Annotated in this window: 16 protein-coding genes; 8 read left to right on the top strand and 8 right to left on the bottom strand. The window is 64.3% G+C overall.

Annotation, left to right across the window (positions count from 1 at the left end):
- Positions 1-24: 24 nt before the first annotated feature.
- The 6 genes from urtC to ureE all read right to left on the bottom strand — a co-directional run bounded on the left by urtC (position 25) and on the right by ureE (position 5,794).
- The gene (gene urtC / locus KBY93_RS07570; RefSeq protein WP_255093681.1) at positions 25-1,131 is read right to left on the bottom strand and encodes an urea ABC transporter permease subunit UrtC; all 1,107 of its coding nucleotides are present in this window, start codon (positions 1,129-1,131) and stop codon (positions 25-27) included.
- A 60-nt stretch (positions 1,132-1,191) separates the two neighbouring features.
- On the bottom strand, positions 1,192-2,349 hold the full coding sequence (locus KBY93_RS07565; protein ID WP_255093680.1) for an urea ABC transporter permease subunit UrtB: 1,158 nt from the start codon (positions 2,347-2,349) through the stop codon (positions 1,192-1,194).
- Between the two features lie 139 nt (positions 2,350-2,488).
- Positions 2,489-3,799, bottom strand: a complete 1,311-nt coding sequence (urtA, locus tag KBY93_RS07560; RefSeq protein ID WP_255093736.1) for an urea ABC transporter substrate-binding protein — start codon at positions 3,797-3,799, stop codon at positions 2,489-2,491.
- Positions 3,800-3,947: 148 nt separating this feature from the next.
- Complete coding sequence (gene ureG / locus KBY93_RS07555) at positions 3,948-4,556, bottom strand: urease accessory protein UreG (RefSeq protein WP_255093679.1); 609 nt, start codon at positions 4,554-4,556, stop codon at positions 3,948-3,950.
- 21 nt (positions 4,557-4,577) lie between these two features.
- Positions 4,578-5,279 (bottom strand): urease accessory protein UreF, encoded by a 702-nt coding sequence (locus tag KBY93_RS07550; protein WP_255093678.1) that lies wholly within the window; start codon positions 5,277-5,279, stop codon positions 4,578-4,580.
- Positions 5,276-5,794: an urease accessory protein UreE gene (gene ureE, locus KBY93_RS07545; protein ID WP_315856393.1), complete on the bottom strand. Its 519-nt coding sequence runs from the start codon at positions 5,792-5,794 to the stop codon at positions 5,276-5,278. Before ureE ends, KBY93_RS07550 begins: the two co-directional genes overlap by 4 nt.
- Positions 5,795-5,901: 107 nt before the next feature.
- Here ureE and KBY93_RS07540 point away from each other — a divergent pair, with 107 nt between their 5' ends.
- Positions 5,902-6,840 carry an urease accessory protein UreD gene (locus KBY93_RS07540; RefSeq protein ID WP_399222797.1) on the top strand — a complete coding sequence of 313 codons (939 nt, stop codon included), beginning with the start codon at positions 5,902-5,904 and terminating at the stop codon, positions 6,838-6,840.
- Here KBY93_RS07540 and KBY93_RS07535 read toward each other — a convergent pair.
- Complete coding sequence (locus KBY93_RS07535) at positions 6,814-7,842, bottom strand: NAD(P)-dependent alcohol dehydrogenase (protein WP_255093676.1); 1,029 nt, start codon at positions 7,840-7,842, stop codon at positions 6,814-6,816. The two genes, KBY93_RS07540 and KBY93_RS07535, sit on opposite strands and share 27 nt — an antisense overlap.
- Positions 7,843-7,938: 96 nt before the next feature.
- On the opposite strand from KBY93_RS07535, the gene KBY93_RS07530 reads away from it, so the two are divergent.
- A complete protein-coding gene (locus KBY93_RS07530) occupies positions 7,939-8,643 on the top strand; it encodes a TetR/AcrR family transcriptional regulator C-terminal domain-containing protein (protein ID WP_255093675.1) in 705 nt (234 codons plus the stop codon).
- Here the strand turns inward: KBY93_RS07530 and KBY93_RS07525 are convergent.
- Positions 8,635-10,008 carry an MFS transporter gene (locus tag KBY93_RS07525; RefSeq protein WP_255093674.1) on the bottom strand — a complete coding sequence of 458 codons (1,374 nt, stop codon included), beginning with the start codon at positions 10,006-10,008 and terminating at the stop codon, positions 8,635-8,637. The genes KBY93_RS07530 and KBY93_RS07525 overlap by 9 nt on opposite strands.
- A 123-nt stretch (positions 10,009-10,131) precedes the next feature.
- Here KBY93_RS07525 and KBY93_RS07520 point away from each other — a divergent pair, with 123 nt between their 5' ends.
- The 6 genes from KBY93_RS07520 (at position 10,132) to KBY93_RS07495 (ending at position 15,988) form a co-directional block, all read left to right on the top strand.
- The gene (locus KBY93_RS07520; RefSeq protein WP_006172936.1) at positions 10,132-10,434 is read left to right on the top strand and encodes an urease subunit gamma; all 303 of its coding nucleotides are present in this window, start codon (positions 10,132-10,134) and stop codon (positions 10,432-10,434) included.
- Positions 10,431-10,739, top strand: coding sequence for an urease subunit beta (locus KBY93_RS07515; protein WP_255093673.1), 309 nt, complete (start codon positions 10,431-10,433; stop codon positions 10,737-10,739). The genes KBY93_RS07520 and KBY93_RS07515 overlap by 4 nt, the downstream gene beginning before the upstream one ends.
- Positions 10,740-10,793: 54 nt before the next feature.
- On the top strand, positions 10,794-12,518 hold the full coding sequence (ureC, locus tag KBY93_RS07510; RefSeq protein ID WP_255093672.1) for an urease subunit alpha: 1,725 nt from the start codon (positions 10,794-10,796) through the stop codon (positions 12,516-12,518).
- A gap of 136 nt (positions 12,519-12,654) precedes the next feature.
- The gene (locus tag KBY93_RS07505) at positions 12,655-14,094 is read left to right on the top strand and encodes a circularly permuted type 2 ATP-grasp protein (RefSeq protein WP_255093734.1); all 1,440 of its coding nucleotides are present in this window, start codon (positions 12,655-12,657) and stop codon (positions 14,092-14,094) included.
- Positions 14,088-15,113 carry an alpha-E domain-containing protein gene (locus KBY93_RS07500; RefSeq protein WP_255093670.1) on the top strand — a complete coding sequence of 342 codons (1,026 nt, stop codon included), beginning with the start codon at positions 14,088-14,090 and terminating at the stop codon, positions 15,111-15,113. Before KBY93_RS07505 ends, KBY93_RS07500 begins: the two co-directional genes overlap by 7 nt.
- Positions 15,098-15,988 carry a transglutaminase family protein gene (locus KBY93_RS07495; RefSeq protein ID WP_255093669.1) on the top strand — a complete coding sequence of 297 codons (891 nt, stop codon included), beginning with the start codon at positions 15,098-15,100 and terminating at the stop codon, positions 15,986-15,988. The genes KBY93_RS07500 and KBY93_RS07495 overlap by 16 nt, the downstream gene beginning before the upstream one ends.
- The last annotated feature ends 102 nt before the right edge of the window (positions 15,989-16,090 follow it).

The raw sequence follows: 16,090 nt of genomic DNA, 5'->3' as shown, positions 1-16,090 counted from the left end.
AACCTGGCAGCATCATCGGGCTACCTAGTCCACGGGGAGAGCCTCCTCATCGAGCCGGGGATAGGTTTTTGCCTTCTTGGCGATGCCGAAGGCGGCCAGCAGACTCTTCAGACCTCCGTTGGTGACCCAGCCATAGATGCCATCGGGCATGAGCACCACCACGAAGATGAACAGGGCCCCCTGAACGAAGAGCCAGGCCTCCGGCAGGGCCTCGCTCACGAGGCTGCGCAGGTAATTGACCAACGTGGCGCCGATGATCGGACCCACCAGAGTTCCCCGACCGCCCACGGCAACCCAGATGACCATCTCGATCGAGAAGGAGATCGACATGTACTGGGGAGAAACGATGCCGGACTGGACGGTGTAGAGGGCGCCGGAGATTCCGCACAGGGCTCCAGCCACCAGGAAGACGATGGTCTTGAACGGGACCGAATTGAAACCTGCAAAGCGAAATCTTGTTTCATCGTCCCGGATGGCGATCAGGGCATCTCCGAAGCGGCCGGTGGTGAAGTAGCGGCAGACCAGAAAAGCGAGGGGCAGAAGGATCACCGTGAGGCGATAAAACACCACCTGCATATCAGGGGAACCGACAAGTTGGCCGAACAGCTCAGATGTGCTGGTCTTGAGGCCGTTGGTGCCGTCGAAGAGTTTCTGCTGGCCATTGAAGAAGTGGAAGAACACCATCAGCGCGGCCTGGGTGATGATCGAGAAATACACCCCCTTGATACGGTTTCTGAAGATCAACCAACCCACCAGACCTGCCACCACCGCTGGGATCACCCAGAGCGCGATCAGCGTGAACGCTGGCGACCAGAAGGGCTTCCAGAAGAAGGGAAGTTCCGCCACCCCGTAGTTCTCGAAGAACTTTGGGATGCCGTTACCACCGGCAAGGCTCTTGGTGTTGAGCATCAGGTACATGGCTACCGCATAGCCACCCAACGAGAAGAAGATCCCCTGACCCAGGCTCAGCAGACCGGTATATCCCCAGATCAGATCGATTGCCAGAGCCGTGATGGCAAGCGCGAAATAACGACCGAAGAGATTGAGCCGGAAATCGTCGAGGGCCGCCGGCAGGATGAACAGGGCAACCGCCAGCAGAATCCAGGGGACGAGTCTTTGAAAGAGTTTCAAGGTTGAGGCCTCCTCGTGGGGAGATGGAACGGGAAACTGCTGCGGGTTGGGATGATTGGGTCAGGCATCGATCGAGCGTCCCTTCTGGGGGAACATGCCGTTGGGACGGAATTGGAGGAAGACGATGATGAAGATGAAGACGAGCACCAGCGACATGCTCGTGGTCGCGAAGAATTCGGTGACTCCTCGGGCCGCTTCTGGCATGTCAGGGAAGACGGTGAGCAAGGTGCCTGAGCCGATCACGGATTGAATGATCCCGAGCAGCATCGACGCGATCACCGTGCCAAGCAGGTTGCCCACCCCTCCAAGCACGATCACCATGAAGCAGGACACGATGTAGGCGGCTCCGAGGTTGGGGCCCACCGATCCCAACAGCGTGATGGCGCACCCAGCTACGCCGGCCAGTCCGGATCCGATGCCAAAGGTGATGCTGTCAACGCGATCGGTAGGAATCCCTAAACAGTTGCTCATCTGACGGTTCTGGGTGACCGCACGGATGCGCAGACCCCAGACGCTCTTGTTCAGGAACCAGTAGGTGGCCAGAAGCAACAGGGCCGAAAGCAGGATGATGAAGATCCTCAGCCCGGGGAGTTCGATGGTGCCGATCATCCCCCAGCTTCCCTGCAACCATTTCGGCGCAGTGACGTCGATGTTGCGGGGACCGAACCAGGGCTTGGAGAGCGGGCGGACCTGATCGAAGATGTTGACGGCGATCAGACCGATGACGATGGAGACAGCCCAGCCGAGTCCATTGAGATAGGTGAAGAAAGGCTTGAGTGAGAACTTCGCGCGCAGTAACTTCGTAAGCAAGAGTCCGGCAGCAACGCCGACGATGATGCCAAGCATCATGGCCGTTGAAACACTTCGAATCAGCTGGATCAGAATCAGGCTGACGCCCCAGGTGGCGAGCAGGGTTTCCAGGGGCCTGCCGTAAAGCTGTCGGATTAACGTTCTCTCCAGGAGCACGCCAATCAGTCCAGTCACGATGAAGGCAAGCACCAGGGAGACCGGAAAATACAGCTGAAAGATCAAACCACCCATGGGCTTCAACGCCGACTGCACCACGTAGGTGACATAGGCGCCCAGCATCATGAACTCACCATGGGCGAGGTTGATGACTCCCATCAAGCCAAAAACGATGGCCAGACCAGTAGCTGCAAGCAGCAGAACCGACCCGATGCTGAGGCCATCGAGGATCTGAGAAAAGAAGAGTTCCAACTGAATGAATATTGAAAGTTAGGTCCAGCATCGTTGATGCGATGCTGGACCAGTTCGATGGTGGTGTTGTATCGATCTGGATGAAGGTGGCTCCTGGAGGAACCACCGATCCTTCATCGCTTCCCGGGGATGGCCGTGATCACATTTTGAACTTGCCGGCGTCGGGACGATCCTGGGTCCAGTCACAGGTGAAGCCCTTGGTCTCGGGCACGAACTGGTTCCAGGGCAGGGGCGGGATCGCCTTTTTGCTGTCTTCGAGGATCTTGAACTGACCGTTTGCTTCGGCTTCCCCGATCAGCACACGCTCGGAGGTGTGGTGATTGGGGAACATCTCGATCTCGCCCTGGGGAGCGGCAAACTTGATGCCGATCATGGTCTTGCGGACCTTGTCGAGATCTTCGTACGTACCGGCCTTCTCTACAGCATTCTTCCAGAGGTACAACATGTTGTAAGCCGATTCTGCCGGGTCACCCGTGACCCGATCGGCGCCATACATGGCCTGGAAGTCGGAGGTGAACTTCTTCGATGCCGGGGTGTCCAGGCTCATGAAGAAGTTCCAGGCTGCGTAGGTGCCTGTGGTGTACTCAGGGCCGATCTGGCGGATTTCCTCTTCGGCGATCGAAAAGGACATGATCGGGTATTTTGCCGGATCAATACCGGCTGCCTTGAACTGCTTGAAGAGGGCAACGTTGGAGTCGCCGTTCAAGGTGTTGATGATGATGCCACCATCAGGGAACACCTTTTTGATCTTGGCGATGATCGGAGCCACCTCAGTGTTGCCGAGGGGGATGTAGTCTTCGCCGACGGTTTCTCCGCCGAGAGCCTTCATCTGCTCCTTGATGATGGTGTTGGCAGTCCGGGGATAGACGTAGTCAGAGCCGACGAGATAGACTTTTTTGCCAAGCTTGTCGCCATAGGTCTTCATCAGCCAGTCGACGGCTGGTTCGGCCTGCTGGTTGGGGACGGCACCCGTATAGAAAATGTTCCTGGAGCACTCCTGCCCTTCGTATTGAATCGGGTAGAAGAGCATATGATTTTTGGCCTCAAACACCGGCAGCATCGCCTTGCGGCTGGCGGAGGTCCAGCCGCCGAAGACCACGGCAACCTTGTCGGAATCGATCAGCTTCTGCGATTTCTCGGCGAAGGTGGGCCAATCGGAAGCCCCGTCCTCAATGACAGGGACGATTTTGTACGACTTACCACTAACCTTGACGCCACCTGCGTCATTAATCTCTTTGATTGCCATCTCTTCGACCTCTTTCAGGGTCGTTTCCGAGATGGCCATGGTGCCACTCAGGGAGTGGAGAATGCCAACTTTGATTTCGCCGTCAAACTTGCCGGCGGATTCTCCACCGCCACCGCCACCGCCACCACCGCAGGAGACCAGGGTGATGCTGACGGCGGTGGTAGCCAGTCCAGCAAACAGCCGCCGAGAGAGATTCCGAACCATTGGTGCTTTGTCAAGGTGATGGTATGCCGCAATGCTGACGGCAGCTCGGAACTTACGGAGGTTGCCCACGGCGCTATGTATCCGATCGCACGAAATGCCTGGCGTGACGCAGCGTGTGTGGATTTGCTGGTGAGCACCTCTGCCTGGCTCAGATCTGTGAACTAGGTAATTGTTCACGTAAAAAGGATTCCACCCGCTCCAAGCCCTCTCCGCTGCGCAGGTTGGTGAAACACCAGGGGCGCCCGGGTCGCATCCTCTCGGTGTCCCGTTGCATCACGTTCAGATCGGCGCCCACCATCGGCGCCAGATCGATCTTGTTGATCACCAGCAGGTCGGAGCGGGTGATGCCCGGGCCCCCTTTCCTGGGGATCTTGTCTCCGGCGGCTACGTCAATCACATAGATGCACAGATCCACCAGCTCCGGACTGAAACTGGCCGCGAGATTGTCGCCGCCGCTCTCGACCAACACCAGGTCAAGATCGGGGAACTCACTCTCCAGCTCCTCCACCGCAGCACGGTTGATCGAGCAGTCTTCACGGATGGCTGTGTGGGGGCAGCCTCCCGTTTCCACCCCGCGGATGCGCTCGGGCTCCAGCGCCCCAGCTCGGGTCAGGAACTGGGCGTCTTCCTGGGTGTAGATGTCATTGGTGACCACCGCCAGCTGAAGCTCCTGGCGCAGCCGCCGGCAGAGGGCCTCGACGAGGGCTGTCTTGCCGGATCCCACAGGTCCGGCCACTCCAACGCGCAGTTTGCTCATGCTGGTGGCCTGCCTTGGCGATCAACTGCGGAACAGCCTGGAGTAAAGCTCGGCGTGGTGCAGTTGGCAGAGGCCGGAGCCGATGCCTCCGGTCCATTGCTCGCGTGGATCGGCGACGGCCAGCTCCCGGCCCCGCTCCACCAGCAATGGGCCCAGGGCGAGCTGCAGCCGTTGCCCCTGGGTGGGTCCAAGCGGCACCAGGCGCACGGCGGCACTTACCTGGTTGGCGCACCAGCCATAGAGGTAGGCCTCCACCAGGTCAGGCAGGGGGATCTCCAGGCAAAGCCCAGCCCAGGCCCAGGCCGCCGGCCAGGCCAGTTCCACCTCTGGATGCAGCGGCCAGCCCAGCTGCGCCAGCAGCTGGAGCAGGGAGCGTCCCATCTGACGTTGCTGGGCCCGCAGCTCGCTCGCTTCGCGCTGGGCGAGCAGCCAGCCGTCGAGATCGATCAACGCTCCCCGGGCCAGCTGGGCTTCATCGCTCTCTGCTCCCGCTGTGGCCATGAGCTGGTGCTCGCGGAGGGCCTCCTGCAGTGGGCCCAGGGCTGCCGCCTCGATACGGATGCCGCCACGGCGCAGCTCTGCCTCGAGCCAGTCCTGGAGGGCTTTTGGCGTGGTGATGTCTCCCCGCTGGACCAACACTTCCAGCCCTTCCGAGTAGCTGAAGGCTCCCACTGGCAGGGCGGGGCTCACCAGTTGGAGCAGATGCAGCCCGGCGACACTCATCGCGGCTGACCGCTGTCGTGGTTGTGGGAATGGCTGTGGGAGTGGCTGGTCGTGGCGTAGGCGCCCGGCTCCGGCAGAAACGGCACCAGACGGTGCTCGATCAACAGCCCCCGTTGCCGCAGCAGCTCCTCCAGCACCGCATCTTCGAGCAGCCTCAGTTCCCCGGGGCGTAGCTCCAGCGACACATGGCGGTTGCCCAGGTGGTAGGCGGCCTGGAGCAACACCAGGGGATCCGGGCTGCGCACCACCAGCACCGGCTCAGGCGCCGGCTCCACCACCACCACCACCAGCACACTGCCATCGGCCGGCATCAACCGTTCACCCGGCTCGAGGGCCGGTCCCCGCGGAAGTTGCAGCAGGAGCTCGCGGCCGCAGGCGGTGCGCCGGCGCCCGCGCAGACTCGTGCGCTCCTGGGCGCTCAAGGGCATGCTCAGCAGCAGCAGGTCCCCGTCCGGCTCCTGCCCCTGACCAGGGGCGTCGCAGCGCAACTCCAGCTGCAGCGGTGGCGTGGACACAGGGCCGACAGCCTCAGAACCAGTAGTCAGCCTCCCCAGGCCGGGGGGCAATGATTGTGCCGATGGCTACCGAATCCGCCCTGGTGGCCTGGGTCAGGATTCCCCGGATGGTGCCGACATCTCAGGAGCGCAAATTGGCCATGCTGAGCGCCCTCCCCCAGCCCTGGTGCGCTGAGGCCAGCATCAGCTTCCATCGCCAGGCTGATCGCGGTACCCAGCACCAGGGCGGTGCCACCGCTCCCCTCAAGATCCAGCGAGCCTATGCCCGCGAGGATGGCCGCTGTGAACTGCCCCTGCTCCACACCGGCGGTGGCCTGGTGGGTGGGGATGAGTTGAGCATCAGAGCCGAGCTCGGGCCCCACAGCCGTGCCCTGCTCACCAGCGTCGCCGCCCAGAAGGTGTATGGATCTGTGGGCCGCTCCCTTCTGGCGCCCCGAGGCCGTTGGAGCCGCCAGCAGCTGAGCTTCAAGCTGTCTGAGGGGGCGGACCTGGAATGGCTCCCCCAGGAGGTGGTGGTGTTCGCCGGTGGCCTGATCGAGCAGAGCTGCTGTGTGGAGCTGGCCGAGGGGGCCAGTTGGCTAGGAGCCGATGTGGTGCGCCTGGGCCGCAGTGCCGATGCCGAAACCCTGGGGGAGGGCAGCTGGCGTTCTCGCCTGGAGGTGCGCCGCCAGGGGCGCTGGAGCGTGGTCGATCAACTGGAGCTGGCGGGGGAAAGCCTGCGTTCGTTCCACGGGCTGGCGGGGATGCCGGTGTTCGGCAGCCTGGTCTGGGCGGCGCCGGCGCCGGTGCCTGAAGCGCTGCTGGAGCTCTGCCGCGCCGATCGAGCCGGGCTGGAGGGGGAGATGGCCTGTGGCCGGCTCGATCAGGGGCTGGTGGCCCGCTACCGGGGACCGTCCAGCCAGGCGGCCCGGTTCTGGTTCACCAGGATCTGGGCCCGGATCCGCGCCGAGCGAGGCCTGGCGGCCCCGGTTCTCCCCCGGGTCTGGCCGTTCCAGGAAGCCCCATGGCTTGTCGAAGTCTCAGAGGGCTCTTGCAGGCCGGTCTGATGGCTCGTTGCAGCCGCTCTCAGGCGCAACCGCAATGGCGATCTTCCCCTGAACCTGTCGCTGCTCCAGTGCCGTGACGGCCTCGGGCACATCCGTAAGGCGACAGCGGCGATCGATGAACGGCACGATCTTGCCGGTCTCGAGCAGATCAGCCAGGGTCTGCAGATCGGCCGGATTGGGGTTCGAGACCAGCACGCAGACCCGGCGACGGCTGGTTCGGGAGATCCAGGGACCCTGTAAAAGCATCAACTTGAAGAGGAGTGCCGTTGAGCCGCCGACCAGCACGTAGGTGCCGTCGGGTGCGAGGGCCGGCAGGACTTGCGCGAGGGGGCGATAGGCCGCTGTATCGAGGATCAGGTCATAGCGGTGGCCGCCCGCACTGAAATCCGCCCTGGCCGAATCGATCACGTGGTCAGCTCCGATGGAGCGCACCATGGCCTTCTTGTGGGCGCTGCAGGCGCCGGTCACCTCAGCCCCGAAGGCCTTGGCGATCTGCACAGCGAACGAGCCCACCCCGCCGGCGGCCCCAAGGATCAACACGTGCTGCCCCGCCTGGAGCCGGCCCTGATCTCGCAGGCCCTGCAGGGCGGCCAACCCCGAGCAGGCCACCGTGCCGGCGGCCTCGAAGGAGATCGCGGCGGGTTTGAGCGCCAAGGCGTCTTCCGTGGCACGGGCGTACTCGGCAAAGGTGCCAAACCCGCAGACCGAGAGATCACCGAAGACCGCGTCGCCCACCCGAAATCTGCCGACCCCCTTGCCGACGGCCTCCACGGTTCCAGCGACATCACAGCCGAGGGTTCGGAACTTTGGTCGGCGCAGGCCACCGAACAGCAGCCGAATGACCAGGAACGGCTCGCCGCGCATCAGATGCCAGTCGCCGGCGTGGACGGAAGTGGAGTGAACCCTGATCAACAGGTCCTTGTCACCGATGGCGGGCTTCCCAACCGTCTGGAGCGAGAGGACGTCTGCGGAGCCGTAGACCTCCTGGGTGATCGCCCGCATGGTGGACGTGGACGGGCCCGGATTCATCATCGACGTAGACCACTTACGCCGTAAGCAAAGCCTACGCCGTAAGGCTTGCGCCTTTGCTGGATTGGATTGGCAGCGGGGAGCCTGGCTGGAGCGAGCCCTTCAGCGCCGATCGCCCGACTTCCCCTCAACAGGGAGCGGGTGCTGGCGGCGGCGCTGGAGATCGCCGATCAGGAGGGGCTCGCGGGCCTCTCGATGCGCAAGCTCGCCGAGGTGTTGGGGGTCAAGGCGATGTCGCTCTACAACCACGTGGCCAACCGGGACGCCATCATCGATGGCCTCGTTGAAAGCGTGGTCAGCGAGATCGCCCTGCCGGAGATCGGCGGCGATTGGAAGGCCGCGATGCGCCAGCGGGCGCTATCGGCCCATCTGGCCTTGCTGCGCCACCCCTGGGCTGCCCTGGCGATTCTCTCGCGGCTGAACACCGGGCCGGCCATGCTCCGCTCCATCGATGCCACCCTCGGATGCCTGGTGGCGGCGGGCTTCTCCCTGGAGCAGGCCGACCACGGCTGGAACGCCATCGACAGCCACATTTACGGCTTCACCCTGCAGGAGATCAATTTTCCAATCGAGGCTCAGGACTATGCCGCGATGGCCGGCTCTTTCCTGCCCCAGCTTCCTGCCGATCGCTTCCCCCACTTGAACGCGCTGAGCCGTGAGGTGATGGAGCGCCGCTACGACGGGCTTCATGCCTTCGATTTCGGACTTGAGTTCATTCTTGATGGGCTGGAGCGCTGCCGCGGCCCAGCAGCGCCGCCGGAATCCTCACGCTGAAGCTTGCTGCGAAACGGCCGACTGCGGCCAGCGCCGCATCACCACAAGCCCCAGCACCACGAGCACGGCCGGGATCAGGCCGATGCAGAGGCGGATCATCGCCACAGCCGTGCGGGGCTGATCGGTGGCGAGACCGGCCACGTAGCCGCTCCAGCTGAGCAGGTTGCCGAGCAGAAACACCGACACGGCGCTGCCCAGCTTCTGGGTCATCACCATCCAGGCGGTGAACAACCCGGCCGGTCGCTCCGGATCCGCGTCGATCGCGTCGGGCAGTAACGACCAGGGCAACAGGTAGGCGGTGGCGGCCCCAAGGCCGAGCAGCAGCACCACCATCACCAGCAACACGAACTTGAGGCTGTTGCCCCCAGGGGCCAGCGGTGCCGCCGAGGCATCGAGTGGTACAAGCAGCATCGCCAGCACGCCCATGGCGATCCAGAGCCCACTCCCCCAGCGCAGGGCCACCAGCCTTCCGCGCCGGGCCGCCAGCCGGCTCCACAGCTCCAGGCCTGCCATGGCGCTGAGCTGGAAGGGGATCAGCATCCAGGTGCTCCAGGCCTGGGGCAGATGCATCACCTCGGAGAGATACAGCAACGACACCGGCTGCATCAACTGCAGCGCTCCCCAGAGCAGCAGATACAACCCCACCACCCGCAGGAAGCGTCCATTGCGCCGGATCCGGCGCAGCTGGGTTGTGATCGGCTCAGGCCGCCCCGATGGCCGGCGGCAGACCTGTGCGGCCGGCGCCAACCCCCAGGTGGACAGCAGGGTGCCGACGACCACCACCGCTCCGGCGGCCACCCCCATCGCCAGGTAGCCCGGGGCGCCGTAGCCCACCAGCAGCGCGCCGAGCAGCAAGCCCAGCAGGCTGCTGAGAATCGAGCCGGTGAAGCGGACCGCGTTGAGGCGGGTGCGCAGTCTGGTGTCTGCGGTGAGCTCGGTGGCAAGGGCGCAGTAGGGCAGGTTCACGCCCGTGTAGGCGGCCATGAACACCACCGAGATCAGCACGAACCAGCCGAAGCGCAGCAGTTCACCACCCGGGGGGAACCACCACATCAGTGCCATGCTCAGCCCGAGCGGCAGCGCACTCCAGATCATCCAGGGGATGCGCGGGCCGAGGCGGGAGCGGGTGCGGTCGCTGAGCCAGCCCATCAGCTGATCGTTGATGGCGTCCCAGAGCCGGCCCACCATCAGCACCAGGCCCGCCAGCCAGGGGGGCAGCCCGGCGATCTGGGTATAGAACGCGAACAGGTAGAAGCCGATCAGGGCCGCGGCCATCCCGGTGCCGGCGTCACCGAGGCCGTAGGCGAGCACCGTCCGGCGACGCAGGGCCGTCGGCAGCGCGATCAGATCGATCGGCTCGGCCATGGCTTGGGCCTGCGGGGATTCTCAGCATGCTGGTCGCTCGGCCAGGCGGCGGCGGTGAAAGTTCCTGCTGAACCTGGCCGCCAGCCAGGCCACTGCCAGAGTGGCTGCGGAACGCCCTGGCCCATGTATCTCACCCCCCAGGAGAAGGACAAGCTGCTGATCGTCACTGCAGCGCTTCTGGCGGAGCGCCGGCTGCAGCGAGGTCTGCGCCTCAACCATCCCGAGGCGGTCGCCTGGCTCAGTTTCCTCGTTCTCGAGGGGGCCCGCGACGGCCGCAGCGTCGCGGAACTGATGGCCGAGGGCACCACCTGGCTCAGCCGTGAGCAGGTGATGGAGGGGGTGCCTGAGCTGATCCCCGAGGTGCAGATGGAGGCCACCTTCCCCGATGGCACCAAGCTCGTCACCCTGCATGAACCGATCCGATGATTCCTGGCGAACTCTTTCCTGAGCCCGGCAGCCTCGAGCTCAACGCCGGCCGGCCGGTCACCACGATCGACGTGGCCAACCGGGGTGATCGTCCTGTGCAGGTGGGTTCCCACTTCCACTTCCACGAAGCCAACCATGCCCTGGTCTTCGATCGGGAGGCGGCGAGGGGCCAGCGCCTTGACATTCCCGCCGGTACAGCAATCCGCTTCGAGCCGGGGGATCAACGCCCCGTACAGCTGGTGCCCCTGGCCGGATCCCGCTGTGTGTTCGGCTTCAACGGCCTGATCAACGGCCCCCTCGACTGATCGGCCCAGGGGCCGCTCCGCCCATCCCACGTTCCTTCGTCACCCGCACCAGCCATGCCCTATCGGATGGACCGCCGGGCCTACGCCGAGACCTACGGCCCCACCACGGGCGACAGGCTGCGGCTGGCCGACACCGAACTGATCCTGGAGGTGGAGAAGGATTTCACCACCTACGGCGAGGAGGTGAAGTTCGGCGGCGGCAAGGTGATCCGCGACGGCATGGGCCAGGCCCAGACCTCCCGTGCCGACGGGGCGGTGGACACGGTGATCACCAATGCCCTGATCGTGGACTGGTGGGGGATCGTCAAGGCCGATGTGGGCCTGCGCGACGGCCGTATCTGCGCGATCGGCAAGGCCGGCAATCCCGACATCACCGACGGCGTGACAATCGTGGTGGGGCCCGGCACCGAGGCGATCGCCGGCGAGGGGCACATCCTCACGGCCGGGGGCATCGACACCCACATCCACTTCATCTGTCCCCAGCAGATCGAAACGGCCATCGCCAGCGGTGTGACCACCCTGCTGGGGGGTGGCACCGGCCCGGCCACCGGCACCAACGCCACCACCTGCACCCCCGGCGCCTTCCACCTGGCCCGCATGCTCCAGGCCGCCGAGGGACTGCCGGTGAATCTGGGCTTCTACGGCAAGGGCAACGCCAGCACCCCCGAGGCCCTCGAGGAGCAGATCCGCGCCGGGGCCTGCGGCCTCAAGCTCCACGAAGACTGGGGCACCACTCCAGCGGCGATCGATTGCTGCCTGTCAGTGGCCGACCGGTTCGATGTGCAGGTCTGCATCCACTCCGACACGCTCAACGAAGCGGGCTTCGTGGAGGACACGATCAGGGCGATCGGCGGCCGCACCATCCACACCTTCCATACCGAGGGGGCCGGCGGCGGCCACGCTCCCGACATCATCCGGATCTGCGGCGAGGCCAACGTGCTGCCCAGCTCCACCAACCCCACCCGTCCCTACACCCGCAACACGCTCGAGGAGCACCTCGACATGCTGATGGTGTGCCACCACCTGGATGCGGCCATCCCCGAAGACGTGGCCTTCGCTGAGTCGCGCATCCGCCGCGAGACGATCGCCGCTGAGGACATCCTTCACGATCTGGGCGCCTTCAGCATCATCGCCAGCGATTCCCAGGCCATGGGTCGGGTGGGTGAGGTGATCACACGCACCTTCCAGACCGCTCACAAGATGAAGGTGCAGCGCGGCACCCTGCCGGAGGACAGCGCCGGTCCGGGGAAAGGCCGCAACGACAACGTGCGTCTCAAGCGCTATGTGGCCAAGTTCACGATCAACCCGGCGATCGCCCACGGCCTCGACAGCCAGATCGGCTCGGTGGAGGTGGGCAAACTGGCTGATCTGGTGCTCTGGAAGCCCGGCTTCTTCGGTGTCAAACCGGAGCTGGTGATCAAGGGGGGGTCGATCGTCTGGGCCCAGATGGGCGATGCCAACGCCTCGATCCCCACGCCCGGTCCTGTGCATGGCCGGCCGATGTTCGCCGCCTTTGGCTCGGCCCTGGCCCCCAGCTGCCTCACCTTTCTGAGCCAGGCGTCGCTCGACGACGACCTGCCCCGGAAGCTTGGTCTGAAGCGGCCCTGCGTGCCGGTGGTGCACACCCGCGGCATCGGCAAGGCCGAAATGCGCAACAACAGCGCCCTGCCCAAGGTGGAGGTGGATCCCCAGACCTACGAGGTCTTCGCTGACGGCGAACTGCTCACCTGCGAGCCCGCTGAGGTGCTGCCGATGGCCCAGCTTTACTTTCTGCTCTGAAATCTGCTCTGCCTCCCCCCTTGGCCATGCCGGTGTCAGAGTGAAGGTGCCAGCGAGCCCCCCGATTCCGTAGCAACGACCACTGGCTGTGGCCATGCCAACTCTGCATGATCACGGCATGCCCGAGGCCGAGTCGATGTTCACCTCCTACAAGCCGAGCAAGGGCTACGACGAGTACTTCAGCGCCTCAGCGGAGCCCCGTTCCGCGCTTCAGCCCCTCCTCTCCTCCCTTGGCCAGCTCGGAATCGAGGAGATCAACCGCAGCCATGCAGCAGCCGGCATGCTGCTGAAGCGGCTTGGAGCCACCTTCCGTCTGAACGATTCCGGCGAGCAGGGAGTGGAGCGCATCCTTCCCTTCGATCCCCTGCCAAGGCTGATCCGCTCCGGTGAGTGGCAGACGCTCGAACGGGGCCTGATCCAGCGCCTCGAGGCGATCGATCACTTCCTGGGCGACGTCTACGGCGAGCAGAAGATCGTCGCTGATGGCGTCGTGCCGCTCGAGGATATCGAGACCTCCCATGGCTGGCGACCCCAGATGCGGGGGTTCCACCCGCCCCTCAACCGCTGGTGTCACATCTCCGGTCTGGATCTCATCCGTGATGGCCAGGGCACCTGGCGGGTGCTGGAGGACAACCTCCGTTGTCCCTCCGGTGTGGCGTACTTCCTCGAGAACCGCCGGGTGATGAAACGGATGTTCCCGAGCCTGTTCGCCGGACGCACCGTTCATCCCATCGACGACTACCCCTCCCATCTGCTGCAGGCCCTGCGGGAACTCGCCCCCTGGACCGACACCCCTACCGTGGTGCTGCTCACGCCCGGGGTGTTCAACAGCGCCTACTTCGAGCACAGCTATCTCGCCCAGCAGATGGGCATCCAGCTGGTGGAGGGACGGGATCTGGTCTGCGAGGCGAACCGCGTCTGGATGCGGAGCACCTCCGGCCATGCGCCGGTGGATGTGATCTACCGCCGCATCGACGACGACTTCCTCGATCCGGCTGTCTTCCGCAGCGATTCGATGCTTGGGGTGCGCGGCCTGATGGAGGCCTATGCCGCCGGCCGGGTGGCGATCGCCAATGCCCCGGGCACCGGCGTGGCCGACGACAAGCTGATCTACGCCTACGTGCCGGAGATGATCCGCTACTACCTGGGCGAAGAGCCGATCATCGAGAACGTTCCCACCTACATCTGCTCAAGGCCCGACGACCAGGCCTATGTGCTCGCCCACCTCAAGGATCTGGTGGTGAAATCGGTGGGTGAGGCCGGTGGCTACGGCATGCTGATCGGACCCCATGCCTCCCAGCAGGAGATCCTCGAGTTCGCCGAGAAGATCAAGGCCGATCCTCGCAATTTCATCGCCCAGCCCACGCTGGAGCTCTCCACCGTTCCCTCCCTCAGTGAGGGGGAGCTCTATCCCTGCCATGTGGATCTGCGCCCCTATGTGCTGCGCGGTAAGGGTGCCTGGGTTAGTCCCGGCGGGCTCACGCGCGTTGCTCTGCGCCGCGGTTCGCTGGTGGTCAACTCCTCCCAGGGCGGTGGCTGTAAGGACACCTGGATCGTGGATGAATCCTCATGTTGAGCCGCGTCGCTGATTCGCTCTACTGGATCAACCGTTATGTGGAGCGTGCCGAGAACATCTCCCGCTTCCTGGAAGTCAGTGAGGCGATGGCGCTTGACTGCCCACCCGGCAGCGCCGAGCCCTGGGTGCCCCTGATCGACGCCAGCGGCGATCGTGAATTGTTCGACAAGCTCTTTCCCGAGGGCCGGCCTGCCGACGTGGTGCGCTTCCTCGTCAATGAGCCCGGCAATCCGAGCAGCATCGTCAACTGCATAGCTTTCGCCCGGGAGAACGCCCGCCAGATCCGTGAGGTGATAACCACCGAGATGTGGGAGCAGATCAACGACCTTTATCTCATCCTGCAGGAGAGCGAGGGCTTCTGGCAGTTGCCTGGCCAGGAGCAGCTCAATGAGATCCGCAAGGGCTGTCAGCTCTTCTATGGCATCACCGATGCCACCCTCAGCCGCGATCTCTCCTGGCAGTTCAGCAAACTGGGTCGGCTGGTTGAGCGCGCCGACAAGACAAGCCGCATTCTGGATGTCAAGTACTACCTGCTCCTGCCCAGTACTGAGGAGGTGGGCGGTGTTCTTGATGAGCTCCAGTGGATCTCACTGCTGCGCTCAGCCGGGGCCTATCAGATGTTCCGCCAGTCACAGCAGCAGGCGATCGCTCCGAAGGCGGTGGCAGCTTTCCTTCTGCTCGACCCGATCTTTCCCCGTTCGGTGCGCTACTGCCTGGAGGGATTGAACAAGTCCCTGAGGGTGATCCGTGGCAATCCGGTGCCGGGGCCGCCCGATGATCTCGAATGCCTTGCCGGCCTGATGCTGGCCAACTGGAGCTATGTGCGGATTGACGAGCTGGTCAACAGGGGCCTGCATGAGGCGATCGACCAGTTTCAGGGTGATCTCAACCGTCTTCATGAGCTGATCAACGAGCGCTATTTCGTTCTGCCGACGCCATCCCCGGCAACCGTCGCCGTTCCTCCCACCACCCCCCTGCCGTCAGCCTCCACCTCCTCCCTGGCATGCGCGCCCGCGTAATCCATTCCCTCGGCTATCGCTACAGCGCGCCCGTCCAGCTCGGCCCTCACCGGTTGTGCATGAAACCGCGGGCTCAGGGATTTCAGCGCCTGATCAGTTTCGATCTGTGTTTTTCGCCGGATCCGCACCATCTGCACCCGCTCGTGGCTGCCAGCGGGGACGACATCCTGCGCGCCCGCTTCATCGGCTGCACCGACACCTTCGACATCCGCGCCGTCAGCGAGGTGGAGACGAAGGTGCCACCCCTGCTCCAGGTTTGCCTGGCGGAGAACGAGCCGGAGCTTCCCTATCCCGTCGGTCATCTCAATGGCGATCTGATCGGAAGCCTCGAAGGCTGGCTGCCTAACGGGCAGCACGATCCTGCGGCAGTGGAGCTGGCTCAGGAGGCGCTGATGGGCAGCGATCAACGGGCGCTGATGTTTCTGCAGCAACTCGTGGAGATGATCCAGGACCGGGTGAAGTACACCCAGCGCCACGCCGGCCCAGCCTGGCCTGCGGGCCGCACCCTGCGGGAGCGGGTCGGATCCTGCCGCGACCTGGCGGTGCTGATGATCGAGGCCTGCCGTTGCGTGGGCCTGCCAGCGCGGTTCGTGAGCGGCTATCACCTCGTCGAGCCGACGCCCAAGCGCTATGACCTCCATGCCTGGGCGGAGGTGTATCTCCCCGGGGCAGGATGGCGTGGATTCGATCCGAGCGGCATGGGCGCGATCGATGACCGCTACATCCCCCTGGCCACCTCGTCCAGGCCGAGTCTCACCGCGGCGGTGTCGGGGACCTTTTCAGGACCACCGGGCGTGAAGAGCGAAATGAGCTGGTCGATCCAGGCGGAGGTGCTCAGCGAGGAGCACGTCGCCCCCAACCTGCTCCACTACTGACCCGGTCAGGGGGCGCACAAAAGGGGAAATGAAGATGAATTGGTAACCGTTGGCGCAGCATCCAGGCTGGCTTCCGAAGCATGAAGGAGCCCATCGAGGGAC

The sequence above is a fragment of the Synechococcus sp. J7-Johnson genome, assembly GCF_024345795.1.
Taxonomy (GTDB): Bacteria; Cyanobacteriota; Cyanobacteriia; order PCC-6307; family Cyanobiaceae; genus Regnicoccus_A.
This window is presented reverse-complemented; position numbering and strand designations above follow the sequence as displayed.